Origin of the sequence: Desulfoplanes formicivorans (assembly GCF_001748225.1) — a bacterium.
Classification (GTDB): Bacteria; Desulfobacterota; Desulfovibrionia; order Desulfovibrionales; family Desulfomicrobiaceae; genus Desulfoplanes; species Desulfoplanes formicivorans.
This window is the reverse complement of the sequence record NZ_BDFE01000017.1, coordinates 319,627-344,347: the sequence shown is the minus strand read 5'-3', so window position 1 is coordinate 344,347 and position 24,721 is coordinate 319,627. Positions and strand designations below refer to the sequence as shown.

The 24,721-nt window shown below is 56.9% G+C and carries 20 protein-coding genes and 1 CRISPR repeat array; of the genes, 13 read left to right on the top strand and 7 right to left on the bottom strand.

The window, feature by feature from the left end; translation table 11 throughout:
• Window positions 1–8: 8 nt before the first annotated feature.
• A complete protein-coding gene (gene cas2 / locus DPF_RS14120) occupies window positions 9–299 on the top strand; it encodes a CRISPR-associated endonuclease Cas2 (RefSeq protein ID WP_069859658.1) in 291 nt (96 codons plus the stop codon).
• A 175-nt stretch (window positions 300–474) separates the two neighbouring features.
• Window positions 475–1,368: a CRISPR direct-repeat array (repeat unit 32 nt; unit sequence GTCGCCCCTCACGCAGGGGCGTGGATTGAAAC).
• A gap of 105 nt (window positions 1,369–1,473) precedes the next feature.
• Here the strand turns inward: cas2 and DPF_RS10790 are convergent.
• Window positions 1,474–2,763 (bottom strand): acetamidase/formamidase family protein, encoded by a 1,290-nt coding sequence (locus DPF_RS10790; RefSeq protein ID WP_069859810.1) that lies wholly within the window; start codon window positions 2,761–2,763, stop codon window positions 1,474–1,476.
• Between the two features lie 451 nt (window positions 2,764–3,214).
• On the opposite strand from DPF_RS10790, the gene DPF_RS10780 reads away from it, so the two are divergent.
• Window positions 3,215–3,880 carry a SagB/ThcOx family dehydrogenase gene (locus DPF_RS10780; protein ID WP_088178336.1) on the top strand — a complete coding sequence of 222 codons (666 nt, stop codon included), beginning with the start codon at window positions 3,215–3,217 and terminating at the stop codon, window positions 3,878–3,880.
• Window positions 3,881–3,937: 57 nt separating this feature from the next.
• Window positions 3,938–4,597 (top strand): nitroreductase family protein, encoded by a 660-nt coding sequence (locus DPF_RS10775; RefSeq protein ID WP_069859656.1) that lies wholly within the window; start codon window positions 3,938–3,940, stop codon window positions 4,595–4,597.
• Window positions 4,598–4,621: 24 nt separating this feature from the next.
• Here the strand turns inward: DPF_RS10775 and DPF_RS10770 are convergent, their stop codons facing one another.
• Window positions 4,622–6,064 (bottom strand): heterodisulfide reductase-related iron-sulfur binding cluster, encoded by a 1,443-nt coding sequence (locus DPF_RS10770; protein WP_176724242.1) that lies wholly within the window; start codon window positions 6,062–6,064, stop codon window positions 4,622–4,624.
• Between the two features lie 332 nt (window positions 6,065–6,396).
• On the opposite strand from DPF_RS10770, the gene DPF_RS10765 reads away from it, so the two are divergent.
• Window positions 6,397–7,788, top strand: a complete 1,392-nt coding sequence (locus DPF_RS10765; protein WP_069859654.1) for an MFS transporter — start codon at window positions 6,397–6,399, stop codon at window positions 7,786–7,788.
• A gap of 132 nt (window positions 7,789–7,920) precedes the next feature.
• Window positions 7,921–8,460, top strand: a complete 540-nt coding sequence (locus DPF_RS10760) for a ferritin-like domain-containing protein (RefSeq protein WP_069859653.1) — start codon at window positions 7,921–7,923, stop codon at window positions 8,458–8,460.
• A 105-nt stretch (window positions 8,461–8,565) separates the two neighbouring features.
• Here the strand turns inward: DPF_RS10760 and eutC are convergent, their stop codons facing one another.
• The 5 genes from eutC to DPF_RS10735 form a co-directional block, all read right to left on the bottom strand.
• Window positions 8,566–9,366 carry an ethanolamine ammonia-lyase subunit EutC gene (gene eutC, locus DPF_RS10755; protein WP_069859652.1) on the bottom strand — a complete coding sequence of 267 codons (801 nt, stop codon included), beginning with the start codon at window positions 9,364–9,366 and terminating at the stop codon, window positions 8,566–8,568.
• Window positions 9,359–10,744, bottom strand: a complete 1,386-nt coding sequence (locus DPF_RS10750) for an ethanolamine ammonia-lyase subunit EutB (protein ID WP_069859808.1) — start codon at window positions 10,742–10,744, stop codon at window positions 9,359–9,361. Before DPF_RS10750 ends, eutC begins: the two co-directional genes overlap by 8 nt.
• Before the next feature lie 121 nt (window positions 10,745–10,865).
• Complete coding sequence (locus tag DPF_RS10745) at window positions 10,866–12,191, bottom strand: TRAP transporter large permease (protein WP_069859651.1); 1,326 nt, start codon at window positions 12,189–12,191, stop codon at window positions 10,866–10,868.
• Window positions 12,188–12,724, bottom strand: a complete 537-nt coding sequence (locus tag DPF_RS10740) for a TRAP transporter small permease subunit (RefSeq protein ID WP_069859807.1) — start codon at window positions 12,722–12,724, stop codon at window positions 12,188–12,190. The genes DPF_RS10745 and DPF_RS10740 overlap by 4 nt, the downstream gene beginning before the upstream one ends.
• A gap of 140 nt (window positions 12,725–12,864) precedes the next feature.
• Entirely contained in the window at window positions 12,865–13,914 is a 1,050-nt protein-coding gene (locus tag DPF_RS10735) for a TRAP transporter substrate-binding protein (RefSeq protein WP_069859650.1), read from the bottom strand.
• A gap of 587 nt (window positions 13,915–14,501) precedes the next feature.
• Here DPF_RS10735 and sfsA point away from each other — a divergent pair.
• The 8 genes from sfsA to DPF_RS10695 all read left to right on the top strand — a co-directional run bounded on the left by sfsA (window position 14,502) and on the right by DPF_RS10695 (window position 24,719).
• The gene (gene sfsA / locus DPF_RS10730; protein WP_088178340.1) at window positions 14,502–15,215 is read left to right on the top strand and encodes a DNA/RNA nuclease SfsA; all 714 of its coding nucleotides are present in this window, start codon (window positions 14,502–14,504) and stop codon (window positions 15,213–15,215) included.
• Window positions 15,216–15,494: 279 nt separating this feature from the next.
• Complete coding sequence (locus DPF_RS10725; protein ID WP_069859649.1) at window positions 15,495–16,259, top strand: hypothetical protein; 765 nt, start codon at window positions 15,495–15,497, stop codon at window positions 16,257–16,259.
• A complete protein-coding gene (locus DPF_RS10720) occupies window positions 16,256–17,398 on the top strand; it encodes an AI-2E family transporter (RefSeq protein WP_069859648.1) in 1,143 nt (380 codons plus the stop codon). The genes DPF_RS10725 and DPF_RS10720 overlap by 4 nt, the downstream gene beginning before the upstream one ends.
• 18 nt (window positions 17,399–17,416) lie before the next feature.
• Window positions 17,417–18,415 carry a lipoate--protein ligase gene (lplA, locus tag DPF_RS10715; protein ID WP_069859647.1) on the top strand — a complete coding sequence of 333 codons (999 nt, stop codon included), beginning with the start codon at window positions 17,417–17,419 and terminating at the stop codon, window positions 18,413–18,415.
• 132 nt (window positions 18,416–18,547) lie between these two features.
• A complete protein-coding gene (locus DPF_RS10710) occupies window positions 18,548–20,353 on the top strand; it encodes a tetratricopeptide repeat protein (protein WP_069859646.1) in 1,806 nt (601 codons plus the stop codon).
• 81 nt (window positions 20,354–20,434) lie between these two features.
• Window positions 20,435–21,580 carry a hypothetical protein gene (locus DPF_RS10705; RefSeq protein ID WP_069859645.1) on the top strand — a complete coding sequence of 382 codons (1,146 nt, stop codon included), beginning with the start codon at window positions 20,435–20,437 and terminating at the stop codon, window positions 21,578–21,580.
• 47 nt (window positions 21,581–21,627) lie between these two features.
• The gene (locus DPF_RS10700; RefSeq protein ID WP_069859644.1) at window positions 21,628–23,337 is read left to right on the top strand and encodes a uracil-xanthine permease family protein; all 1,710 of its coding nucleotides are present in this window, start codon (window positions 21,628–21,630) and stop codon (window positions 23,335–23,337) included.
• Between the two features lie 179 nt (window positions 23,338–23,516).
• Entirely contained in the window at window positions 23,517–24,719 is a 1,203-nt protein-coding gene (locus tag DPF_RS10695; protein ID WP_069859643.1) for an argininosuccinate synthase, read from the top strand.
• Window positions 24,720–24,721 lie beyond the last annotated feature (2 nt).

Genomic DNA, 24,721 nt, shown 5'->3' with positions numbered 1-24,721 from the left:
CGAAGTGTATGATGGTCTTGGTAAGTTATGATGTTTCCCTGAAGGATGCAGACGGGCCGCGCCGGTTGCGACGCATTGCCAAGGTCTGCACCAATTATGGACAGAGAGTACAATTCTCGGTTTTTGAATGTATTGTTGACCCTGCTCAATGGGCCTGTTTACGGGCTCAACTTATTCAGGAGATGGATGAAACCCAGGACAGTCTTCGTTTTTATTTTCTTGGAGCCAACTGGAGACGTCGCGTTGAACATATCGGTGCTAAAGCCGGAATTGACCAGGAAGGTCCCTTGGTTTTGTGACCCGCGAACCCCGAGCTGACATGTTTTATTAGGGAGGTTCGCAATATATTTTGTTGTTGTTTTACAGTATGTTAAAATGAAATATCAACAATGTTTGTTCCTTTGAGCTTACTGGTTGCTTGTTCGCGGGATCATGCCGCTCAAGGTATGACCCATAAGGCTTCTCAGATGAGCAGTCGCCCCTCACGCAGGGGCGTGGATTGAAACGCCCTGCCTTATTTTGATAAGTTATTTGTACAGTGGTCGCCCCTCACGCAGGGGCGTGGATTGAAACAAATAATGTGTGAAGTTGAGGAATGTCTAACCAAGTCGCCCCTCACGCAGGGGCGTGGATTGAAACGCCATCTTTTTATGGCGATCAAACGGACCGCCTTGTCGCCCCTCACGCAGGGGCGTGGATTGAAACTTGCAAAAACGATTAGGCACGCTTGATGATGCGAGTCGCCCCTCACGCAGGGGCGTGGATTGAAACAATGGCACATGGAAGACAACTGGAAGTGACATAAGTCGCCCCTCACGCAGGGGCGTGGATTGAAACCCTATCTCGCTCATCCGTGTTGCCGCAAGTTCGTGTCGCCCCTCACGCAGGGGCGTGGATTGAAACCAACCTGCAGAGCCTGAACCGAAGAGCGCCCATTGTCGCCCCTCACGCAGGGGCGTGGATTGAAACAACACCATCTTTAGTCGCTGAAACCAATTTTGCCCGTCGCCCCTCACGCAGGGGCGTGGATTGAAACTTTTTCACGACCAGGACCGGCAACAATCACTAAAGTCGCCCCTCACGCAGGGGCGTGGATTGAAACTTTCCCGCAATTTGTCTCAAAGCCTTTGTCCGGCGTCGCCCCTCACGCAGGGGCGTGGATTGAAACTAGCATGTACGTCCTCCATCAATTGCGGCATCAAGTCGCCCCTCACGCAGGGGCGTGGATTGAAACGACTCCATCATCCGTCGTCTCGGCATGGCAACTGGTGTCGCCCCTCACGCAGGGGCGTGGATTGAAACATCCACAACAACGCAACCAGCGAATGGCTGCGATGTCGCCCCTCACGCAGGGGCGTGGATTGAAACACGATTGGGTACAAATCAACGGCATGTCCCCAAGTCGCCCCTCACGCAGGGGCGCGAACCAGAAAGGCCCCCGGGAAGTCATTCCCGGGGGCCTTTTTCCTGAGGTTATTTCAAGTATTGCTCAGCAACCATTTCATACAAGCCCAGTTCTTTCAGCTTGTCCACCGGCACTCTGAATGTTGCCGTGACAACACCTGGCGCTCTTCCTATTTCTATATTGCCCGTGATGGTGCATCTGTTCATGACTTCGGGAACGGTCATGCCCAGAAGATTGCCCGCTCTGGTAAGGGCTACCTGAACCGCGTGGTTGAGGTCTTTGCCTGTGCCCACAAAGGCCAGGGGGGCGGAATCTTCAACAGGAACGTTCCATTTTGCTGACTCGGCCTGGGCAAGGGCCTTTTCTTTTTTGGATAAGGGTTTGGCCAGATAGGGGAGATCTTCGGGAACCGGGAGGATGATGGGGCCTTCTATGTTCAGGCCTTTCAGAACAGTGACCTGCATGGTCACAATGCCGCACACATCCGTGGTGTGCCCGGCAATTTCACCATCACCCTGCATGGCATGCATGTCACCCACGTACACCCCGCCGCCTTTTACCCGAACAGGCGCGATGACCATTGCTCCCTGCCTGACTCTGGCAATATCCATGTGTCCGTCAGTCACCTGCAGATCATCATAATCCTGTATGCCGAATTCGTGCGGTGCATTGACCAGGAACGCACCAAAATCACCGGCATTGTGGGAATCGGGTCTGTCCACTGCAGGCACTGTACCCAACTGGCCCACAAAGGGGCGCATCCTGGCAACCACTCCGGGAATATCATGGGCCTGCATGACAACTGCCGGATTCTGAATGGAGTTGTCAGGGGTATGCATGTAGTGTTTGGCATTGCTGGCTGTTTTCTTGCTGGCCTCTTCATCAAGGGTAATGCCAATGGTTTTGGAACTGTCAAAAGCTATGGTGTACCCGTTGGAAAAGGTGAAGGGTGAACAGGGCTGTTTGCATTTTTTGCACACAACACTGTTTTCACCAATGCCGATGGTTTCCGTAGGTGGATTGACTGTTCCGCAATGGGGGCATTTGCCTGCCACGTAGGGATCGCCAACACATTTTTCCGGGTCAATGATATCATTGCCCGATGTGGTGACTTCAGAGGTGACATCAATGGATACCAGTCTGATGGCAATGGCATCACCTATTTCGGCATTTTCCACCAGAACCGGTGAGGTGACTTCATGGCCGCCATGAAGTTCCGGGGTAATCATGGGTCCCCAGCACCCTGCGGCTGTCTGGGCAACAATAAATCCCCCATCTACAACAGGTCCCACCATTTTGGCACTGGGTCCTACAATGCCGTTGGTAAAGGTGTTCACAAAGACTGTTTGTTGAGCCATGTTTTTGTCCTCCTTTGGAATCTGTTTTTCGTGCAGGCCATAATCGATATCACACTGTTTTTTGGACATTTGATCACAAAGTCGCCTTCCCAGGAATCCTCAGGCAGTATGGCGGGATTCCGGATGGGCTCCCAAGGCGTTTTTGTCCGGGTGTGGTTGAAAATCTCAGGAACGGGCTTCAAAGGCAAGGGATTTTGGCCAGGGTAACAGACCCGTGGCACCCGGGCAATGCATGGTGTTCATCTGATGTTTTTTCTGATTCCCGGGAGTGGTCTGCGGCAGGGAATGCGCGACAGGCCTGTTTGTGTCAGGGAAACCTGTACAAGGGGAGACATCATGGGCTAGAATATCATGCCGGAGTGGGACCCGGGACAGCTTCAAAGGGGCCGGGTGATCATGACCCGGACTGGTTTGCTGGAAGACAGAACATTCAGACAACAGGGGAGGTTTCATGAAGGTTTCACGAAGAAAGGTTTTGGGAATGCTGGCAACAGGAGCCGTGGCCGGGGTCATGGGGTCACATCATGTACTGGCTGCTGACAAGGATCCGGGTGCTTTGCCCGAACCCGCTCCGGGTGCTGCCGGATCCCTTGTCAGGGCACTTAAGCTTCGCCAAAGCACCAGATCCTTTTCCCCCGAACCGATCCCCCGGCAATTGCTTTCGGATCTCCTTTGGGCGGCCTTTGGCATCAACCGGCCCGCATCAGGCAAACGCACGGCACCCTCGGCTTTTAACAGCCAGGAAATCGATCTGTATGTGATCATGCAGGACGGGGTGTTTGTGTATGAACCCCAGGCTCACCGTCTGAACCTGGTGACCTCGGCCGATGTGAGGGAGCTGGCCGGTCGCCAGGGGTATGTGCGCAAGGCGCCGGTGAATATCATGTATGTTGCTGATTACGCCCGGATGAAACGGATTTCCCCGGAGCAAAAACCCGTGCTCACGGCCGCCAATGCCGGGTGCATCAGCCAGAATGTCTATCTGTTTTGCGCCCTGAACGCTTTGGGCACTGTTGTTCGGGACGGCATCGACAGGGATGCCCTGGCCCGGGCCATGTCCCTGGGTAAGGATCAGCACATTGTTCTGGGCCAAAGTGTGGGCTATCGGAAATCATGAGTTATTTGAGAGAAATATAACCAGTTTTACATTTGATTGTTTTCTAAGGAGAAATACATGACACACCCCGTTATCAAGGATCTCACCCGTCGGTACGCCACCAAAAGATACGATGCCACCAGGCGCATTGCCCCCCGGGACATGGAGGTGATCAAGGAGGCGCTGCGTCTCACCCCCTCTTCGGTCAATTCCCAGCCGTGGAAGTTCATCATCATTGAAAGCGATGAAGCCAAACAGCGCTTGCATGCCACCTTTGCCCGCAAATTCCAGATGAACCAGAAGCATGCCCTGGAGGCCTCCCATATCATCCTGTTTGCCTACAATCCCTGTTTTACCCGGGAGAACTACAAAAGGGTGGTGGACGTGGAAGTGGCCTCGGGGCATCTGCCGGCTGACAAGTATGACGAGATGATGGACAAGGGGTTTTTCTTTGCCCAGATGAACATGGATGAAACAGGGTGCAATGGCCATTGGACCAGGGCCCAAACCTATCTTGCCCTGGGCAATGCCCTGCACACGGCTGCCCGTCTTGGCATTGACGCCACGCCCATGGAGGGGGTTGACAAGGATCTCATTGGAGAGGTCTTCCGCAAGGAGCTTGGGGGATACGTGTGCGAGGTTGCCCTGGCCCTGGGGTATCATCTGGAGGGCCAGGACTATAACCAGGGGCTTCCCAAGGCGCGATTGCCCCTGGAAGATGTTGTTACGGTGATATGAAGGACGCCTTAAGCCCCGCCGGGGTCACTGGTTATCGGGAACCCGGTTCAGCAGTTCCACGGGATGGCGCACCGGGTAGTTGCTCATCTGCTCAAATTGCAGGCGGCAGCTCAGACATTCGGTGACCAGCAGGTCGGGTGACAGGGCGTTGATGTGCTCCATGAGTCTGCTGCCCAGTTGCAGGGATGCCTGGTGAAAGGTGTCCTTGAAGCCCATGATCCCGCTGCACCCGCAGCACAGGGTGGAGTTGTTTTCAATGGCGCCCAGGCGGGAGAGGTCCATGAGGCCAAGGAGCTCCATGTAGGGATTGCCTGGGCCCATTTCCCGCTGGTGGCAGGGCGGATAGTAGAGCACATTGGCTTCAAGGGGAGCAAAGGAAGTGGAAAGCCCGCCCTTGTGGTAAAGGCCCAGGAGATATTCCCCCAGATCCTGGCAGTTTTCCGCCACATGGATGCGCTGCAAGGGGTCGATGTCGGCCAGGTAGCCATCATCTTTCATGATCCGGCCATAGGTGGATCGGTCAAGGACGCGCAGGGTAACCTCCTGGTGGCGGCCCGTACCGGGATGTTTCAGGGTTACGGTTTCCTGGCTCTTGCCAGGGCGGGCCAGGGAAGAAAGGGGTGTGGGAGACGGTGTGGAGGAAAACACGTGTTCCGGCACCTTGATCTGCCTGTTGGTTCCGCCCACCAGGTGCTGGTACGCTTCTGAATAATAGGCCCCCTGGGGGATGACTTTTTTGAGCATGTACCCGCAGGTGGGGCAGGAGCAGACAATGGTGTATCCGTCCCGGACCAGTTGGCTCAGGTGATGGATGGTTTCCCGGGCCGAGGCAAGGGTCTTTTGCCGGTCCCCCTCCACCATGCTGGGCATGCCGCAGCAGGGCAGCCGGGGACATGTTACCGTGACCTGGTTGCGTTCCAGAAGCTCCACGGTTGCTCTGGCCACTTCTGGAAAGAGATGGGTGGCCGTGCAGCCTGCAAAATAGGCAACTTTGGGATTGGAACCGGATGCAGGCGGGTGGTGCAGGTTGTTGCGCCGGGCCCAGGTTGTAAAATTCTCCCGGGGAATGGAAGGAAGCCGGCGGTCAGGATGGATGCCTGTGCAGGCGCGAACAAGTCGTCCCGTGACCCGGCCCTGGAGAAGACGGTTGGAAAGCCAGGGCATGGCCCCGCACCAGGTGCCCACCCGCTGCACATCTTCCAGAAAACGGATGGAAAGGGGCAGACCGTCCCGGTCCATGAACAGGGTTTTGGCGGTGATGATGTCCTGGCGGATATGGGGGCAGGGGCACAGAGTGCAGTAGTGGCACAGGTGGGCCAGGGCACGCAGCTCCTGGGGAGTGATCTTTTCGCCTGTGTCCTCTTCCCGGTCCCAGAGTTCATGGAGGCGGGGAAAGAAATGGCAGTTGGTGTCCATGAGATCGCGGCAGCAGCCGCAATCCGCACACTCTTCAACAATCTGTCGCATCAGTTGTTCCGCCCTGTCCATCTGGTACCTCCCTGACTGTTCAAACATTGTCCCATGTCCCTGTTCAAGGGTGCTGTGCCGGATACGAAAAGAGGGGTGCAGGGCGCAGTGGGTATGCAATTTCAAACCCAATGTCCACCATCCCGATTCCGCCATCTTTCGGAATCGGCCGGATGTGTTGACAGGTCAGTACTCCCGGACATACCCGGGCGTTTTTTTCGGAGAAGCGATCAAGCATGGGCGCTCATGATTGCTGCTCCGAGTCGTGTCCCGGTTGGGCCGTGAGATCAAACCGGGATACGAGTACGGTTTACACCACAACGGAGGAATTCATGGCCCGGATGGATGAGCGCACGGCAGGGTTGTACACCATCACCCTTTCCCAGTTCGCCCTGGTTTTCATGCTTTCGGCCGTGGCCGTGGCCGTGCCTGCCCTGGGGCGTGAATTCGGGGCCAGCGCCTCCCGTCTGGGGCTGGTGGAGTCGGGGTATATTTCCGCAGCCGCCATGCTGCTTTTGCCCGTGACCCGCCTGGCCGAGAAAATCGGACGCGGCACAACCTTTGCCGGGGGCATTCTGCTCTTTTCCCTGATCAGTTTCATCCTTCCCCAGGCCCGGACCATTGATCAATTCATTGTTCTGCGCGTGTTCCAGGGAGGCGGTGGGGCCATGATGATCTCCACGGGTCTGGCCATTCTGGCAGATCTGTATCCCGGAGCCGGACGGGCCCGGGCCCTGGGCATTGCCTCGGCCGGCATCTACCTGGGACTTTCTGCCGGACCGTGGCTGGGGGGCATCCTTGTCACCCATCTGGGCTGGCGCTGGATTTTCTACAGCGGAGCTGTTCCCTGTCTGCTGGGATTTTTCCTGTCCCTGAAAACCCTGCCTGTCCGTCCTGTCATTGTACCCAAGGTGCGCTTTGACTGGCTGGGCGCCCTGTTGTGCGCCCTGGGCATGATCATGATCTCCCAGGGCGGTTCCCATCTGCAGGATGCAACAGGCATCCTTCTGGTGGTGGGCGGTCTTTTTTGCCTGGTCGCCTTTGTGTTCTGGGAAAGCCATGCCAGGGCCCCCCTGCTGGACATGAGCATCTTCAGCAACAATCCGTCCTTTTCCCTGGGAAGTCTGGTGCAGTTCATGAGCTATGCCTCAACCTTTGGGGTGACCTTTTTGCTCTCCCTGTACCTGCAGGTGGTCCAGGGCATGACCGCCAGCCAGGCCGGGATCATTCTCATGGCCCAGCCTGTGGTGCAGGTGATCTTTTCCCTGGTTTCCGGCAACTGGTGCGAGCGGTGGCCTGCCCATCACGTGGCCACCCTGGGCATGACCATCGCCACCCTGGGTCTGGCCGCGGCCATACCTGTGGGGCATGGGGCCACGCTGCCCCATCTTCTCACGGTGCTGATCCTGTGCGGGGCAGGAAACGCCATTTTTGCCACGGCCAACACCGCGGTCATCATGGGGGCTGTGCAGCGGGAATGGTATGGCGTGGCCTCTGCGGTTGTTGCCGGTGCCCGGACCACGGGCATGACCTTTGGTCTGGTGTTCATCAGCGGGATGTTTGCCCTGATCATCGGTCCCGGGGCCCTGGACGCCCAGGCTGCACCCCTTTTTGTGCGGGCCATGCACGGGTGTTTCATTGTCCTTACCCTTATCGGCGGTCTGGGTGTTGCCCTGTCCCACAAGGCCCGGCTGGCACAAAAAAAGGGATCCATGTCCAGGTGATTGTGGGCGGACGTGTTGAAAAAGGCCCTTTTTGCGCGTATGCAAATCCTCATGGAATGTTGGAAATGGTTTTGATCATGAGCCCACGGGCTCATGCACATCGCAGACTTGAGCATGCCTCAGGGAGGAACCATGACACAAGCATCACGCGAGCAAAGACGGGACAAGGTGATCGAGGTTTTGAACACGGCCCGGGAAATGGAGCTTCATGCCATCTACCAGTACATGAATCAGCACTACGGCCTGGATGACATGGATTACGGCGAACTGGCCAAGAACATCAAACTGGTGGCCATTGACGAGATGCGCCATGCCGAACAATTTGCCGAACGCATCAAGGAACTGGGGGGCGAACCGGTTGCCGCCTCTGCCCAGGAGGTGCACAAGGGGCAGAAGGTTGATCAGATTTTCACCCATGATTCCGGGCTGGAGGAAAACACCATTGATGCCTACAACCGGTTTTTGCAGGTGTGCCGGGACAATGGTGACAGCATCACGGCCAAGCTCTTTGAGCAGATCATTGACGAAGAGCAGGAACACCTGAGCTATTTTGAGAATGTGGACAACCACATCCAGGAGCTGGGCACAACCTATCTGGCTCGCATTGCCGGGACACCGGCCAGTACCGGCGGCTTTTCCAAGGGGTTTGTCCTTGCCAGCGACGCGGAATGATCCTGATGTGACAACCTCACGTCCATATTGACGCAAAACAGCCTGCACACCCGGTGTGCAGGCTGTTTTCATTGGGGCAGGAGAAAAGGCATCGCCAAGGCGGCATCAGGACCCGGTGAGACTTTCCAGGGATATGCCAAAGGGCAGGTGGCCCGCTGTCATGCGGTCCTTGAGTTCCACACCGCTGGTGCCCAATTTGAAGGCCTCTTCCACCAGATAGCCCAGCTTGCGCACCCCTTCCAGGGGAGGCAGACCGCCCTGGCGGATATTGGAGATGCAGTTGCGGCGTTCGTCCGTGGTGCCGGTACGTGGATGCATGGTCATGTACACGCCCATGGAATTGGGCGCAGAAAGACCCGGGCGTTCGCCAATGAGCATGACAGTGAGCCTGGCCCCCAGGATCTCGCCGATTTCATCCCCAATGGCCACCCGGGCATTGCGCACAAGGCAGATGGGGCTGATCCTGAATCCGGCCCGGTGGAGCAGGGGCACGGCCAGCAGGGTGAATTCCCGGGCATTTTCATGGATGGCCCTGGCGGACAGACCATCGCCAATGACCAGACAGATGTCGCAACCAGACGCCTTGTTCTTCAGCTGGTCACGCGAAGCCGTGCTCAGGCGGCGGCCCTTGTCGGGCCGGGTCAGATATTCCATGCGATGGGCAACTTCTGATTCCAGCTGGACACATTCCATGCCGGCAGTCTGCAGCTCCCGGGCCAGCTGGGCCTGTTGAAAAGGGGAGTGCACGGCATCCCGGGCCCGGGCATGATCCAGTTTGAAGGCCATCCAAGCGGCCAAAGGCAGGCTGGACCCGGCTCTTCCCAGGGCAATGCGCGCATCGGTTATGCGGCGCAGTCCCTTCCAGGGGTCTTCAGCCACCCAGGTTTTCTGGTTGTTCTCAGTCATGGGGCATCTCCTCGACCATTTGGGGCAGTTGGAGGAGCACGTTGGAACCTGTTATTGGAATCAGTCGGCCTCCTTCGTCCATGATCCCCGTGTTTTCCAGCCAGCGGGCAAATTCCGGCGCGGGTTGTTTCCCGAGGAGTTTGCGCAGGTACGCGGCATCGTGAAAGGAGGTGGACTGGTAGTTGAGCATGATGTCGTCGGCTCCGGGAATACCCATGATATAGGTACATCCGGCCGTTCCCAAGAGGGTGAGCAGGGTGTCCATATCATCCTGGTCTGCTTCGGCATGGTTGGTGTAGCAGACATCCACTCCCATGGGCAGGCCCATGAGCTTGCCGCAGAAATGATCCTCCAGACCGGCACGGATGATCTGCTTGCCATTGAGGAGATATTCCGGGCCGATGAACCCCACCACCGTGTTCACCAGAAGGGGGTCGTACCGCCTTGCCACGGCATAGGCCCTGCATTCAAGGGTCTGCTGATCCACCCCGTGATGGGCGCCGGCCGACAGGGCACTGCCCTGGCCGGTTTCAAAATACATGACATTATCCCCCACGGTTCCCCGTCCCAGGGACCGGGTGGCATCAAGGGCCTCGTCCAGAAGGGAGAGGGATATGCCAAAGCTCTTGTTGGCGTCCTCGGTCCCGGCAATGGATTGGAAACACAGGTCAACAGGCACCCGGCGTTCAATGGCCTCCATGGTTGTGGTCACATGGGTGAGCACACAGCTCTGGGTGGGGATGGCATACCGGTCGATAAGTTCTCCGAGCATCTCGGAAATGCGGCAGACATTGTCCAGGCTGTCGGTGGCCGGATTGATGCCAATGACCGCATCCCCGCATCCGTAGCACAGACCGTCCAGGGTGGAGGCGGCAATGCCCTGCAGATCATCGGTGGGATGGTTGGGCTGCAAGCGGACGGAAAAGGTGCCCGGCAGGCCGATGGTATTGCGAAAGGCCGTAACTACCCGGCATTTGGAGGCGACCAGCACAAGATCCTGGAGCCGCATGACCTTGGAGACGGCAGCAGCCATTTCCGGGGTTACGCCTTTGGCAATGTGTTGGAGCATTTCCGGAGTGGCGGCATCGGACAGCAGCCAGTCGCGCAATTGGCCAACAGTCATGCTGCTGATGGGAGCAAAGGCCTGGCGGTCGTGGGTGTCCATGATCAGCCGGGTCACTTCGTCCTGTTCATAGGGAATAACGCATTCGTCCAGAAATCGTTTCAAGGGAACTTCTGCCAGCTCCATCTGGGCCAGCACCCGTTCCTCTTCCGAAGCTGCGGCCACACCGGCCAGCACATCCCCGGAGCGCAGGGGAGAGGCCTTGGCCAAAAGTTCCTTGAGGGTTCGCTTGGTTGTCTTTTCTGTCCATGGCATGGGAGCAATTTCTCCGGTTGGATCACGTATCATCCTTGATGGCTGACGCACGGCAGGCATTTCCTGGGGTGAGGTTTTTGTGCCAGGAACGCCTGCCGTGGTCAAAGGGGGCATCAAAGTTTTATGAGCCGTAGTAGAGCTGGGGAAGGTACAGGGCAATCTGGGGGAAGATCATGATGAGCAGCAGCCCGATGACCATGAGGGTCACAAAGGGGATGATGGAATTGTAGATGTCCACCAGGGTAATCTCCTTGGGCGCCATGGCCTTCATGAGGAACAGATTGTACCCGAAGGGCGGCGTCATGTAGGCGATCTGGCAGGTCACGGTGTAGAGCACCCCATACCAGACGGGATTGAAACCGAGCTCGATGATCAACGGAATGTACAGGGGGGCTACAATGACCAGCATGGCCGTGTCGTCCAGAAACATACCCATGATGATGTAGGAGACCTGCATCATGATGAGCACTCCCCAGGGGGACAACCCCCACTGGTCCAGAAACAGGGTTTCAATGGCATGGACCGCACCCAGGCCGTCAAAGACCGCCCCGTAGCACAGGGCCGCAAGAATGATCCACATGAACATGCAGCTCACGGACAGGGTCTTGTGCAAAGACAGATCCATGACCTTTTTGGTCAGCCGTTTTTTCCACAAAGCGGCCAGCAGGGCGGCACCGGCACCCACGGCCGAACTTTCCACCAGACTGGTCACACCCATCATGAACAGGCCGGTGACGGTGAATACAATGACCAGGGGCACGATGCCGGCCTTGAGCAGGGCGAATTTTTCCGCCGTTGAATAGCTGTTTCGTTCTTCAAGGGACAGGGTCGGTCCCAGATCCGGGTTCAGTTTACAGCGAACAACGATATAGCCGATAAACAGCACGGCCAAAAGCAGGCCGGGAAAAACGCCTGCCAGCCAGAGTTGACCCACGGGCTGCCGGGCGATCATGCCATAGAGTACAAGGACAATGCTCGGGGGGACCATGATGCCCAGGGAACTGCCTGCCTGAATGACACCGGTGATCATTTTTTTGTCGTATCCGCGCTTGAGCATTTCAGGCAGGGCAATACTGGTTCCAATGGCCATGCCGGCCACTGACAGGCCGTTCATGGCGGATATGGCCACCATGAGCACCACCGTGCCAATGGCCAGACCCCCATGCAACGATCCCATCCACACATGGAACATTTTGTAGAGATCATTGGCAATGCCTGATTCGGACAACATATAGCCCATGAAAATGAACAGGGGCAGGGTGAGCATGGGAAACCAGTTCAAGAGAACCATGCTTGCGTTGAACGGCATTTCCGCGCCGCCGTTACCCCACAGAAACAGGGATGCGGCAGCGCCCACAAATCCCACCACACCGAACACGCGCTGACCGGTCAAGAGCAGCACCAACAGCGAGGTACACATCAAAAGAGCGATCATTTCATGGCTCATGACAGATAATCTCCAAATATTTTTCGTACATCCAGGCCCTTGGCCATGCACACGTCTTTGATGAATCGAGAGATGCATTGCAGCAGCATGAGAAAGATGCCGATGACCATGATGATCTTGATGGGGGCCAGAGGCGGTGCCCATGCCGAATAGTTGTGCTGGTTATACTGCAGGGAATAGGCCGTGCTGGATACGGAGCCGTACAGGAGCACCGCCAGATAGAACAGCAGAACAACGCCTGTGAGTGAATCTGCCAGGGCACGTTTTTTGGGAGACCATTTGCTATAGAGTACATCCATGCGCACGTGGCCGTGGAGGATGATGGAATAGCCACCGCCCAGCAGATAATAGGCGGCCATGAAAAACTGAGCCAGTTCCACGGCCCAGACCACAGGCGAATTGAGCACGGTCCGGGAAAACGATGCATACAGCAGGATGAACATCATTCCGAACATGAGATACATGGAAAATCTGCCCACCAGGCGATTGATGGCGTCCACGTATCGGGTGAAGGTAACAAGTGCTTTGAACACACGACACCTCATCAGTATTTGCAGATCCTTTCCCGCCCAGGGGCGGTGAAAATCCCGATTCCGGTGGGAACACGGATGTCCGGTTCCCCAAAAGTCGGGAACCGGACGGATCAGAGGATAGGCATAAGGACAATCAGCAATTAATAGCGGTAGGGCTTGCCCGCTTTTTTCATGGTTTCCGTGTAATTCTTGAGGATCTGCACGACCTTGGCACACCGGGGGCTGCGCTGGGCGATTTCATCCCAGTACTTCATGGCCTCGGCCTCCACCTGGGCCCATTCGTTTTCAGGAATGGTGGTCAGTTCCAGCTTGCCTCCGGTGGTGCGGTAATGGGCCTCGCCCCACCAGTACCAATGCTGGCGGTAGTAGTTGGAACTGTCCATGGTGACCTTGAACAGGGTTTTGAGGTGGTCGGGCACCTGCTCCCACTTTTCGGAATTGGCAAAATAGGAACCGATCCAGGCCCCGTTGATGTTGTTGGTCAGGTAGTATTTGGTCACATTGGCCCAGCCCACGGTATAGTCTTCGGTGATGCCGGACCAGGCTATACCGTCCAGTTCTCCGGTCTGCAGGGCCACTTCCACGTCTTCCCAGGGCAGGGTGACCGGGACCACGCCGAAGCGCTGCAGAAATTTGCCGCCCGTGGGAAAGGTAAAAACGCGTTTGCCTTCCAGATCCTTGAGGGATCTGATGGGCTGCTTGGTGGCGAAGTTGCACGGATCCCAGGCCCCGGCACCGAGCCAGGTCACGCCTTTGACCTCATTGTAGGCTTCCTGCCAGATTTCATTGAGCCCATAGTGGTTGAACAGGGTGGGCACATCCAGGGAATACCGGGTGGCAAAGGGAAAATAGGCAGCAAAAATGGCCACATCCACGGGTGCGGCAATGGAGTCGTCATCACTTTGCACGGCATCAATGGTACCGCGCTGCATGGCGCGGAACAGTTCGGGGGTGGGCACGAGCTGGTCTGCGTTATACAATTCAATGACCATGTCTCCGGCTGCGATTTTATTGAAGGCCTTGATCTGGGGTTTGATGACATGTTCGGCCAGGGCGGGTCCGGCATAGGTCTGCAGGCGCCAGCGGATGGGGGTCTTCTTGGACGCGTGCACAAAAGGTGCGTTGACTACGGAGGTGGCAGCGGTTGCGGCTCCAACGCCGGCCAGTTTGACAAAGTCTCTTCTTTTCATGGAAAACTCCCTTGGGGTGAAAAGTGCATGGCAAGATCAATGGGGATCATCCCCAGGATCCCGGTACCAACTGACAACGGGTTCACCCCCTAGCAAAAAGGCGACCAATATATGTAAAATTTGTTATTTTTTGGTAAGTATTCAGATTTAAAAGATAATATTTTCATTTTTTGGTATGACCATTGGAGAGAGTTCATGGAAACAGAACAAAACCAGGATGTTTGTGTGTTATTTTTAACAAAATCGTAAATAAAAAATAGCCATACTGGCCAAATCCCTTGATTTTGGGTTCCAGGCCCAAGGAACAGAGGATGATATGCTTGAATGTAGGACAGAAAGAAATTCCAGGCGTTAAAAAATCCATGTTTATTCGGGTAGTAACCTTTATTTGCCAAGTCGTTTGGTGAAAAAGTTGTTTTCTCCATTTTTGTTAAAACACTGTTCGGGTTTCCCTCTGCGCGAGCAGAAAGGGGTGTCTCTGCCTCCGGGGTACTGGTGGGGCATCATCATTAACGGATTGCCTGTTCCCGGGCATGGGGCATGACCGGCTCTGGCCTCTTGGAGACCTTTGGGCTATGCAGGCGGCCATGACAGATGACATCCTTCTTCCCTTTTCCCCGCAGTGCAGGACGGCCAGGTTTGTGCAAAGGGAAAAACGGTTTCGCGTGGAGGCCCGGCTGGATGGCCGCCAGGTCTGGGCCCATACCAACAACTCCGGCTCCATGCTTGGGCTGCTCCGGCCGGACATGGAGATCCTCCTGTCCCCGGCTGCCAATCCTGCCAGAAAACTTCCCTATACCCTGGAACTGGTCAGTCCCTGGGGAGAGTGGATAGGGGTGAATACCCTGACTCCCAACAGGTTGCTCAAAAAGGTCTGGGAGCAGGGACTCATTGCCGAATTGCGCCAGTACGTGACCTACAAGGCCGAGGCCCGGGTCGGGCACAGCCGGTTGGATGCCCGGCTGGACGGGCCAAAAGGCACCTTCTGGATCGAAGCCAAGAACGTGACCCTGGTGGAGGATGGGGTGGCCTGTTTTCCCGATGCCGTTACCCTGCGGGGGCAGAAGCATCTGGAGGAACTCATCCTCCTGGCCGGACAGGGGGCCCGGGTGGGGTGTTTTTATCTGGTGCAGCGTCCGGATGGGGAGTGCTTTGGTCCGGCCGATTTCATTGATCCGGAATTTGCCCGGCTTTTTTATCTTGCCGTGCAGGCCGGTGTGGAAATGCTCCCTTTTGAGGCCCGGGTTTCTCCCCGGGGCATTGGCCTTGGGAAACGACTGCAGGTGGTAACCGGGACCTGAAGCTCATGGCATGTCGCCTGGTATTGCCTGGTGTTTCGAACAGGGGCGCCCGGCCATTTGCCAGGATCAGCAGAACCGACGGTCAGGGCATGGTGACCTGCTTGTTGCCGGCTCTTGGACCAGGGCCCAGGAAGGGTTTGATCATCTGACGGATCGCTGGTAGCTTGGGCAATGACCGGCAGAGACGCTGGCACAAAGGCATCAGGGCCTTTACTGCCCGGGATCAGGCAGTCCGGAACACGCCAGCGTTGGTGCCCTGGGGACCACAGGAGGACGAGGATGAGCACTCTTTCGGATTATGCCGACGCCCTGGTTGAGGAAGGTCTGGTGGAAGCCGCTGACACCTTTTTCGGGGCGCGCAAGCGTCTTGAAGACGAGATCACCGTGTTTCATCAAAAGTGCCGGGAACTTGAGCATATAGGCCAGGAGGTTGTTGCCTGGGGGCATGGTCTGGGGTTCCTGCTGCTGGAAGGAGACCGGGTGGAAGCGTTCTATAGGGCCATCGGGGTTGATCTGACCGGGCAAAGTCCTCTGAACGGAAGCCGACTGCACAAGGACATGCGTCCCGGTCCGGGTCTGCTTGCCGGAACACGGTACTGGAAAACCGTGTACAAGGTGTATCAGGAGCTGTTCCAGGCCGTGGACACCTATCTGCACGGCCGCCACTATGACGATCCTTCCCGGCCTGGCGGGAAAAAGAGAACCATCTGTTTGACGACCCTGACCACCTGGGCGGAGCGCATCAATGAGCGGATCAAGGACCTGAACAACAATCACCAGGCCTCGCAGGTGCTGCAATTTGCCAAGCAGTTCCGGGGGGACGAGGTGGAAAAGGAAAAGATCACCGGCGCCGGAGTGGTGTACAATCTGGATGCCGAACTGGCCTTTGAGCCCCTTGATCTTTCCCAATGCGGTCTGCTGGATTTTCCCGAACTTCCCGCGCCCCAGGGAGTGAAAAAAACTGTCAAATCCTTTTGCCTGGACATGTACAAGCACGACAAATCACGCATTCTCACCATCCTGCACCAAATCGAACCCTCATGAACCTTTTTGGAGACCGTCCCTATACCCTGGACCGGGTGGTCCGTCTGGCCCTGGCCGTTGGCCTTGCCTGGGGCGCAGTCATGCTCCTCGGGTACCTGAGCGATGTGATTCTTCCCTTTGCCGTGGCCGTTCTTCTGGCCTACATGCTCCATCCCCTGGTCACCTGGGTGCAGCAGCGGGTCAGGTCCCGGGCCCTGGCGGTCTGGCTGACCCTGCTGGGTTCCTCGGTTGTGTGCATCGGCCTGCTCTGGCTGATTGTCCCCCTTATCGGTCGTGAAATGGCCCACATGGGGTCCCTGGTTTCCGACCTGGTCAACAATTCGGGATTTGCCGAGCAGGCGTCCAGGCGCCTGCCCCCGGACATCTGGCTGTGGATCAAGGAGCAATTGGCCCGGCCCGAGGTGCGCTCCTTTTTTCAGACGGATAACGTCTTGACGCTTCTGCGTTCTCTAGGGCAACGGTTGGTGCCCGGTTTGTGGAACATCCTCGCCGGAACAGCCAATTTTGTGCTCTGGGTGGTGGGGCTGGTGTTCATCCTCATGTACCTGGTGTTCCTGCTGCTGGATTTTCAGCGGTTTCGGGACAGTGGACGCGAGCTTCTGCCTGCCTCGTGGCGCGAGCCCGTGACCGCGTTTCTCCGGGATTTTGATCAGGGCATGAGCCGGTATTTCAGGGCCCAGGCCGGTGTTGCCGCCATTGTGGGCGTTCTTTTTTCCATTGGATTCACCCTGATCGGCCTGCCCATGGGCATCCTTCTGGGTCTGTTCATGGGTCTGCTGAACATGGTGCCCTATCTGCAGGTCATCGGGCTGTTGCCGGCCCTGTTTCTGGCCAGTGTGCACGCCCTTGAAACAGGAAGCAGCTTTCTGCTTGTGTTCGGTCTGACAGGACTGGTGTTTCTGGTCATCCAGGCCCTTCAGGACATGGTTCTGGTTCCCAGGATCATGGGCCGGGTCATGGGGTTGTCCCCGGCCATGATTCTGCTCTCCCTGTCCATCTGGGGCAAGCTCCTCGGTTTTCTCGGCCTGGTCATTGCCCTGCCTGTAACCTGCATGCTCCTTGCCTATTACAAGCGCATCATCAACAACCAGTGTCGTCTGGTGTCCGGGCAGGAACCGGAATCCCCCAGGGACGACTGATTTTTCAGGATCATCTTCATGTATTTCATCCCCAACAACAACATCACCGATCCCCGCATCAACCTGGCATTGGAAGAATATTGCCTGAAGCGTTTTGACCCCTCCCACGACTATCTCCTGTTCTACGTGAATGACCCTTCCATCATTGTGGGGCGGTTTCAGAACACCGTGGAAGAGATCAATCCGGAGTTCGTGGAAGCCAACAACATTCACGTGGTGCGCAGGAATTCCGGGGGCGGGGCCGTGTACCACGATCACGGCAATCTCAATTTCAGCTTCATGACCCGGTATGCCCGGGAAAATCTTCTGAATTTTCGCAAATTCACCCAACCGGTCATCCGGGTGCTGGCCGGCATGGGCGTGGATGCCGAGCTCACCGGGCGCAACGATATTGTTGTTGCGGGCAAGAAGATTTCCGGCAACGCCCAGTATGCCACTCGAACCGCCATGCTCAGCCATGGAACCCTGCTCTTTGATTCGGACATGTCCACCCTGGTCAAGGCCCTGCATGTGAGCGATGACAAGATCACTTCCAAGGCCCTCAAGTCCGTGCGCAGCCGGGTGACCAACATCAGGGAATGCGCCCCCCGGCCCGTGGACATGGAGACCTTCAGAAACCGGCTCCTTGAAACCGTGTTTGCCCCGTACGGCGACATCCGGACCCGCGAGCTGGACGCGAACCAGTGGGCCGAGGTCCATGAACTGGCCCGGACCAAGTATGACAGCTGGGAATGGAATTTCGGCAAATCTCCCCGATACAACGTCAAGAGAAGAAAACGATTTCCCATTGGCATCATTGATGTGCGCATCCAGGTGGCCAAAGGGGTCATGACCGGTGTGAAAATTTTTGGAGATTTTTTCGGTCATGGCGAAATCCTGGATCTGGAAACCCTGCTCACGGATATTCCCTACACCCGGGAAGCATTGGAGCAATGTCTCAAAGGGGTGGATCTTTCCAAGTATTTCGGGGCCATGGAAACGGATTGCTGGATTGCCTTTCTCTTGGGCCACCAGTAGCAATCCGGTACCTGTTGGGCGCGGTTGTTGCATCCCCGAAGATGCCGGTTCTGTTCAATCACATCGTGTACTCACCTCATCATAGGGCAAGTCTTGTTCATCTCCACCGTTGGTGAAGTTTGCGGAGAAATCATGAATTCCAGAAAAACATGGGTAGCTGTCTGTTTGCTGGGCGTCAGCCTGCTGGTGACGGCCTGCTCCCGGGAAGAAGAGGAAAAGACCTTCTATTTCAACCAGGGCAACGAGTTCTTGGTCAATGGAGAATTTGCCGACGCGGAAAAGGCCTTTTTGCAGGCCATTGCCCTGGATGACCGCTACAAGGATGCCTATGTGCAGCTGGGCATTGTCCAGATGCGGCGGGGCGCCCTGAAACAGGCCTTTGACAGCTTTACCCGGGCCGCGGCCATTGATCCTGCTGACCTGGATGTCCAGCTTCGCCTGGCCACCTTTCACATGCTGGGAAGAAACCTGCCCGAGGCCCTGAACATCCTGGATGGGGTCCTGGCCCGGGATCCCCAGAACATCGAGGCCCTGTTCCTCAAGGGATCCCTCATGGCCCAGCAAAAGGCCCTGCCCCAGGCCAAGGCGCTCTTCAGCAAAATCATCGAACTTGATCCCTCCCAGGTGCGGGCCTACCTCGCCCTGGTGAAAACCCAGGTTCTGCTGGGCGAAACCGGCGAGATCATTCCTGTTCTCCACACGGCCATCAGCAACAATCCCAACGCCCTGGATCTCAAACTGGCCCTGGTTGATCGTTATCTGAGCATCAAGAAGATCGCTGACGCCAAGGGAGTGCTTTTGGATGCCCTGCAGCACGATCCGGGCAATCCCAGGCTGCAGGAAATTTTGGGGGCCTTTTATTTTCGCATCGGGCAGATGGCCATGGCCGAGTCGGCCTACAGGGAGGCGATCAAGCTGTCTCCCGGTCAGGTTCGCCCCCTCATGCACCTGGCCCGATTCTATGACCTGACCGGCAAGGAGCACCAGGCTTGTCAGATCTATGAGCAGGCCCTGGAAATGGCCCCGGACAATGTGCAGGTTCTGGATACGGTTTCCCGCTTTTATGCCCATGCCGGCAAGCTGGACCAGGCGGAGCACTATGTGCTCATGGCCCTTGATGCCAATCCCTCGTTTTTGCCCTCGCGCATTCTGCAAACAGAACTGGCCCTGAAAAAAGGTGATTTCACTACCGCATTGGCCCTTGCCCAGGAGCTTCTGGACCAGGGCAAGAACCTTCCCAAGGTCCAGTATCTCAAGGGCATGAGTCTGCTGGCCTTGAAGCAGTACATCCCTGCCGCCCAGACCCTTGAACAGGCCGTCAAGGTCTGGCCGCGATTTATGGCGGCACGAGTGGGCCTGGCCAGAACCCTGTACGATGCGGGGGAAACCTCCCGGGCCCGGGCCCAGGCCATGGTTGTGCTGCAACAGGATCCGGCCAATCTGGAGGCCATCCTGCTTCTGGGCAATCTGGCCGATAGACGGGGAGATCTCAACGAGGCCGCCCGGTATTACCGGCAGGCATTGAGCATCAACAGCCACTACGGTCCGGCCGCCAACAACCTTGCCTATGTCCTCATGAGGCAGGGCCGCGACCTGGACAGGGCCCTTGAGCTGGCCTCCATGGCCCTCAGGCAGATGCCTGATGACCCCCAGGTTCTGGACACGGTGGGGCTTATCCATCTCAAGCGGGGCGAATCCCGGTTGGCACTGCCCTATCTTGCCCGCAGTGCGGCAGGGGATGCGGACAACCCGGTCTTTCTCTACCATTTGGGCCTTGCCCACTGGCAGCAGGGCAATGCGGACGAGGCCGCCCGGTTTTTGACCCGTGCGCTGGAAGGCAATGCCACCTTCAAGGGGCAGGAGCATGCCCTGGAGCTTCTGAACCGCCTCAGCGAGGATGGCGCGGTCGGCCGTACGGAGGATCCGTCTGATGACTAGTGTATGCCCTGTTTCAGAACGTGATCGTGCCCGGCATGCCGCCCTGGGAACCCGGACGGATCTGTCCGTGTGGAGGCATGGATGAAGTATTTTCCGTTCAGGTTGCTCATTGTGTGCATCCTGCTGCCGCCGTTATTGTACATCGGTTCGCTGCAGGGCGTGTCTTCGGGGCTGGAGAAAAAGTATTCCACGGATCTGTCCAATATCTATCTGGGCGATACCACGGAGCTGCTTCAGGGCAAGGAGCGACTGCGTGATGCGGTCAACAGGAACATCAACGCCTATTTTGCCAAAAGCAGCGCCCAGTATTGGGGTGTGAAGCCCAATGTACTGGTCACCACCAAGGACAATGAAATCATCTATCCGGCCTCCTTTGACAGCCAGGCCGGGATCGGTCCGGATGACACCCTTGCTATTGCCCAGGAAAACTACGAGCTGCTCAACAAGGGGCTTGGCCTGAGTGTCAGCCTTTCCCTGTCTCCTGGTTCACCGGCCGGTCTTGCCCTGCTTGGCCTGTACGTGGTCGTGGATATCATTGTCCTGTTTGTGGGGTATCGAAGGGGCCTTGCCCGGGCCCTGCGGGAAGAAGAGGAAAAGGATTCCAGGATCAGGGAGCTTCGCGAGCAGGAGCGCCGGTTTGCCGAACGCATCGAGGAGCTCGACGGTCTCAAGGAAAAGCTCGAATCCAAGGTGGACCGGGTCCGAAATGAACTGGTGCAGGAGCGGCAGCAGGCCTCGGCCAATGAAGACGACATGCTCGACGAGATCGAGTCCCTGGAAGCGCAGCTGGAAAAGACCCGTTTGCGTCAGGAGATCCAGCGTGCGGAAATCGACAAGCTCAGGGAGCAGATCAACGAGCTGAACACCAAACCGACCCGTCGCCAGGCCCGCAAGGCCAGGGGAGCGGACAACCTGGAAAAGCGCATGCGGGTTCTGTACAAGAATCTGGATATCCACGAGCGAACCATTCAGGGGATCACCGATCTGGGCGAGGATATGCGCCTCAAGGCCGAGGAGGTCATTCTCCAGCTGAACACGGATCCCTCGCTGGTGAGCGTCAAAAGGAAGGTTTTCGGCAAGGGACGTAAGACCAAGGTGTTGGAAGTTGCCTTTGGGTATAACGGACGCCTTTATTTCCGGCACAAGCCGGCCGGGGGTATTGAAGTGCTCTGCGTGGGAACCAAGAATTCCCAGAGCAGGGACCTGGATTTTCTGGACCGGGTATGACGGCTTGTTGAGGGTGAATCAGCGTATTGTGCGAGGTTGAAAAAGGTATGGCCGAGAACCGTCTTCGTTATGACGTGGAAGAAGAACCGCCCTTTTTCCAGTCTTTTGTTCTGGCAGGCACCCATGTTCTGCTCATTTTTGATGCCGTTATTTTTGTGCCCAACATATTGGGCAAGGTGGGCAATGTCCCCCCTGAAACCCTCAGGTTCGCCACCTTCGGGATCATTCTCATTGCGGCCCTGTTCACCTATCTGCAATCATGGCACAAGCGGGGATTCGGGGCCGGAGCCATTTTGTTCACGGGATCGTACAGCGCGTTTCTTGCCTGTTCCGTTGACGCCGTGCACATGGGAGGGATGGGACTTCTGGCCTGGATGTCCCTGTTGAGCGTTCCGGTGGTTTTTTTGTACACCTATTTTATCAGGTTTTTCCGCCACATCATTACCCCGGCCGTGGGCGGGGTGGTCATCCTGCTGGTGGCGGTCTCCCTCATTCCCCTGGCCATGGATCTCTGGACAGGGGAGGCTGGTCTTGCCCGATCGGTTGTTTCCTCCCGCTTCATGGTGGGCGGGCTGACCGTGGCCGTGCTTGTGGTGCTCATGCTTTTTGGCAAGGGAGCCATGCGCATGTGGAGTCCCCTTATCGGTTTGGGAAGCGGGTATGTGGCCGCAGCCTGTGTGGGGCTTCTGGAACTCAAGCATTCTGCCCACGCGCCGTGGATCGGCCTGCCGGAATGTGCCTGGCCAGGTATGGACATGGGATTTTCCAGCGCTCATCTGCCCCTGTTTCTGGCCTTTTGCATGGCCATGCTGGCCAGTGTCATTGAAAACACGGGAAACCTGATGCTTGTTCAGCAGGTCTCCACCAGGGATTTCAGGCGGGTTTCCTATGACCGGATTCAGGGGGGATTGTACTGTGACGGACTCAGCAAGATCATGGCCGCGCTTTTTGGTACGGCCGTGCCTTCCATTTATTGCGACAACATTCCCATCATCGAGATGACCGGGGTTTCGTCGGCCCGGGTGGGGAGATTCGGAGCACTGATTCTTTTGTGTCTGGCCTTCATGCCCAAGGTGAGCGGCTTTGTGCTGGACATGCCCGCTCCGGTCATCGGCGGATTTCTGCTGGTTATTGCGGCTCTGCTGTTTCAGGCCGGTCTGGGCCTTGTGACCATGAACTCCTTTGGTGCCCAGAACGGGCTCATCCTGGGGATCTCCCTGACGGTAGGGCTGGTTGCCGAAAGCGGTTCCATGTTTCCGGAACTTGTTCCGGAAGAGCTTGCCCCCATGCTTGAAAACAGCGTGGCCATCGGCGGATTCACTGCGTTCATCCTGAGTACTCTGGCCTATATCGCACCCAAGAAGCGGATTCAGGGGGTCTTTGCTGCCCATGCCGACAGCTTTCAGGCCCTGCGGGATATGATCGACAACGGGCAGACCAGGCTGGGGATAGCGGATGCGAAAAAGTTCCGCCTCATGCTCTGCTGCGAGGAAATGTTTTTTTACATGATCGGTAAGGGAGAAAACCGGGACAGGCTGCTCAACATCCGGATCACCAAGACCGAAGAAGGCCTTTTTACCGAGGCCATCTGTGGGCACCAGATGGATGATATCAACAATTTCGTCATGCCCGACAGCCTGTTCCGGGCCGGTCCCGAGGAACTGGATAATCTGGGACTGGTCCTGTTTTCCAAGTATGCCCGCGACGTCAAACACATGGAGATCTCGGGATATTCGTACATCTCCTTTTTCATCTGACCTGATCACCCGGGTGGTACTCCGGTTTGAGCCACGGGTCCGCATTGACACGCCATGAGCTTGGCAATATCGTCCTTGTCATTGCACATGGATAACCCACGGCATGTCGGAAATCTCCAACATGCCCTTTTTTTATCCGTCCATGCTTTTGTCCATCAATCAAACACGTGGAGACATATATGAGCGATATCAAGAAAGTGGTTCTTGCCTATTCCGGTGGTCTGGATACCTCGGTGATTCTCAAATGGATTCAGAAGACCTATGATTGCGAGGTCATTACCCTGACCGCAGACCTGGGCCAGGAAGAGGAGCTTGACGGGTTGGAGGCCAAGGCCCTGGCAACAGGCGCTTCCAAGGCCTATATCGAAGACCTGCAGGAGGAGTTTGCCAAAGATTTCATTTTTCCGGCCTTTCGGTCCGGGGCCATTTACGAAAGCCGGTATCTGCTGGGCACCTCCATTGCCCGGCCCCTCATCACCAAGAAACTGGTTGAAATCGCCCGCAAGGAAGGGGCCCAGGCCCTTGCCCACGGAGCAACGGGCAAGGGAAACGATCAGGTCCGGTTCGAGCTTTCGGCCATGGCCCTGGCTCCCGACTTGGTGACCATCGCCCCCTGGAGGGATTGGGATCTGGGATCACGAACCGCCCTCATCGCCTTTGCCAAGGAGCACGGCATTCCGGTTCCCGTGACCAAGGAAAAACCCTATTCCTGCGACCGCAACCTCCTGCACCTGAGCTTTGAGGGCGGAGAACTGGAAGATCCGGGCCACGCTCCTGCCCCGGCCAGCCATCTTTTGTGCGTGCCCATTGAGGAAGCACCCGACCAGCCTGAAATCATCACCATTGATTTTGAACAGGGTGATCCCGTGGCCGTGAACGGGGAGCGCATGAGCCCGGCTTCCTTGATCAAGCACCTGAACCGTTTGGGCGGCAAGCACGGCATCGGCCGCCTGGATATGGTGGAAAACCGGTTCGTGGGCATGAAGTCCAGGGGCGTGTACGAGACCCCCGGCGGCACCATCATCCATGCGGCCCACCAGGATCTTGAGGGACTCTGTCTGGACCGGGAGCTCATGCATTTGCGCGACACCCTGATTCCCAGGTACGCGGAAATGATTTACAATGGCTTTTGGTACTCTCCCGAACGCGAGGCCCTGCAGGCCTTCATGGACAAGGCCCAGGAATGCGTCACCGGCCAGGTGACCCTCAAGCTGTACAAGGGCGGTGTGTGGCCCCTTTCCCGGACCTCTCCCAACTCCCTGTACAATCCGGACCTGGCCACCTTTGAAGAGGATGATGTCTACAACCAGGCTGATGCGGCCGGTTTCATCCGTTTGCAGGGGCTTCGCCTCATGGCCTACAACAAGGTGCACGGCAAATAATC

Coding starts and splice junctions, on each gene's coding strand:
- cas2 (WP_069859658.1), top strand. CDS start 9: ATGATGGTCTTGGTAAGTTATGATGTTTCCCTGAAGGATGCAGACGGG.
- DPF_RS10790 (WP_069859810.1), bottom strand. CDS start 2,763: ATGGCTCAACAAACAGTCTTTGTGAACACCTTTACCAACGGCATTGTA.
- DPF_RS10780 (WP_088178336.1), top strand. CDS start 3,215: ATGAAGGTTTCACGAAGAAAGGTTTTGGGAATGCTGGCAACAGGAGCC.
- DPF_RS10775 (WP_069859656.1), top strand. CDS start 3,938: ATGACACACCCCGTTATCAAGGATCTCACCCGTCGGTACGCCACCAAA.
- DPF_RS10770 (WP_176724242.1), bottom strand. CDS start 6,064: ATGCGACAGATTGTTGAAGAGTGTGCGGATTGCGGCTGCTGCCGCGAT.
- DPF_RS10765 (WP_069859654.1), top strand. CDS start 6,397: ATGGCCCGGATGGATGAGCGCACGGCAGGGTTGTACACCATCACCCTT.
- DPF_RS10760 (WP_069859653.1), top strand. CDS start 7,921: ATGACACAAGCATCACGCGAGCAAAGACGGGACAAGGTGATCGAGGTT.
- eutC (WP_069859652.1), bottom strand. CDS start 9,366: ATGACTGAGAACAACCAGAAAACCTGGGTGGCTGAAGACCCCTGGAAG.
- DPF_RS10750 (WP_069859808.1), bottom strand. CDS start 10,744: ATGCCATGGACAGAAAAGACAACCAAGCGAACCCTCAAGGAACTTTTG.
- DPF_RS10745 (WP_069859651.1), bottom strand. CDS start 12,191: ATGAGCCATGAAATGATCGCTCTTTTGATGTGTACCTCGCTGTTGGTG.
- DPF_RS10735 (WP_069859650.1), bottom strand. CDS start 13,914: ATGAAAAGAAGAGACTTTGTCAAACTGGCCGGCGTTGGAGCCGCAACC.
- sfsA (WP_088178340.1), top strand. CDS start 14,502: ATGACAGATGACATCCTTCTTCCCTTTTCCCCGCAGTGCAGGACGGCC.
- DPF_RS10725 (WP_069859649.1), top strand. CDS start 15,495: ATGAGCACTCTTTCGGATTATGCCGACGCCCTGGTTGAGGAAGGTCTG.
- DPF_RS10720 (WP_069859648.1), top strand. CDS start 16,256: ATGAACCTTTTTGGAGACCGTCCCTATACCCTGGACCGGGTGGTCCGT.
- lplA (WP_069859647.1), top strand. CDS start 17,417: ATGTATTTCATCCCCAACAACAACATCACCGATCCCCGCATCAACCTG.
- DPF_RS10710 (WP_069859646.1), top strand. CDS start 18,548: ATGAATTCCAGAAAAACATGGGTAGCTGTCTGTTTGCTGGGCGTCAGC.
- DPF_RS10705 (WP_069859645.1), top strand. CDS start 20,435: ATGAAGTATTTTCCGTTCAGGTTGCTCATTGTGTGCATCCTGCTGCCG.
- DPF_RS10700 (WP_069859644.1), top strand. CDS start 21,628: ATGGCCGAGAACCGTCTTCGTTATGACGTGGAAGAAGAACCGCCCTTT.
- DPF_RS10695 (WP_069859643.1), top strand. CDS start 23,517: ATGAGCGATATCAAGAAAGTGGTTCTTGCCTATTCCGGTGGTCTGGAT.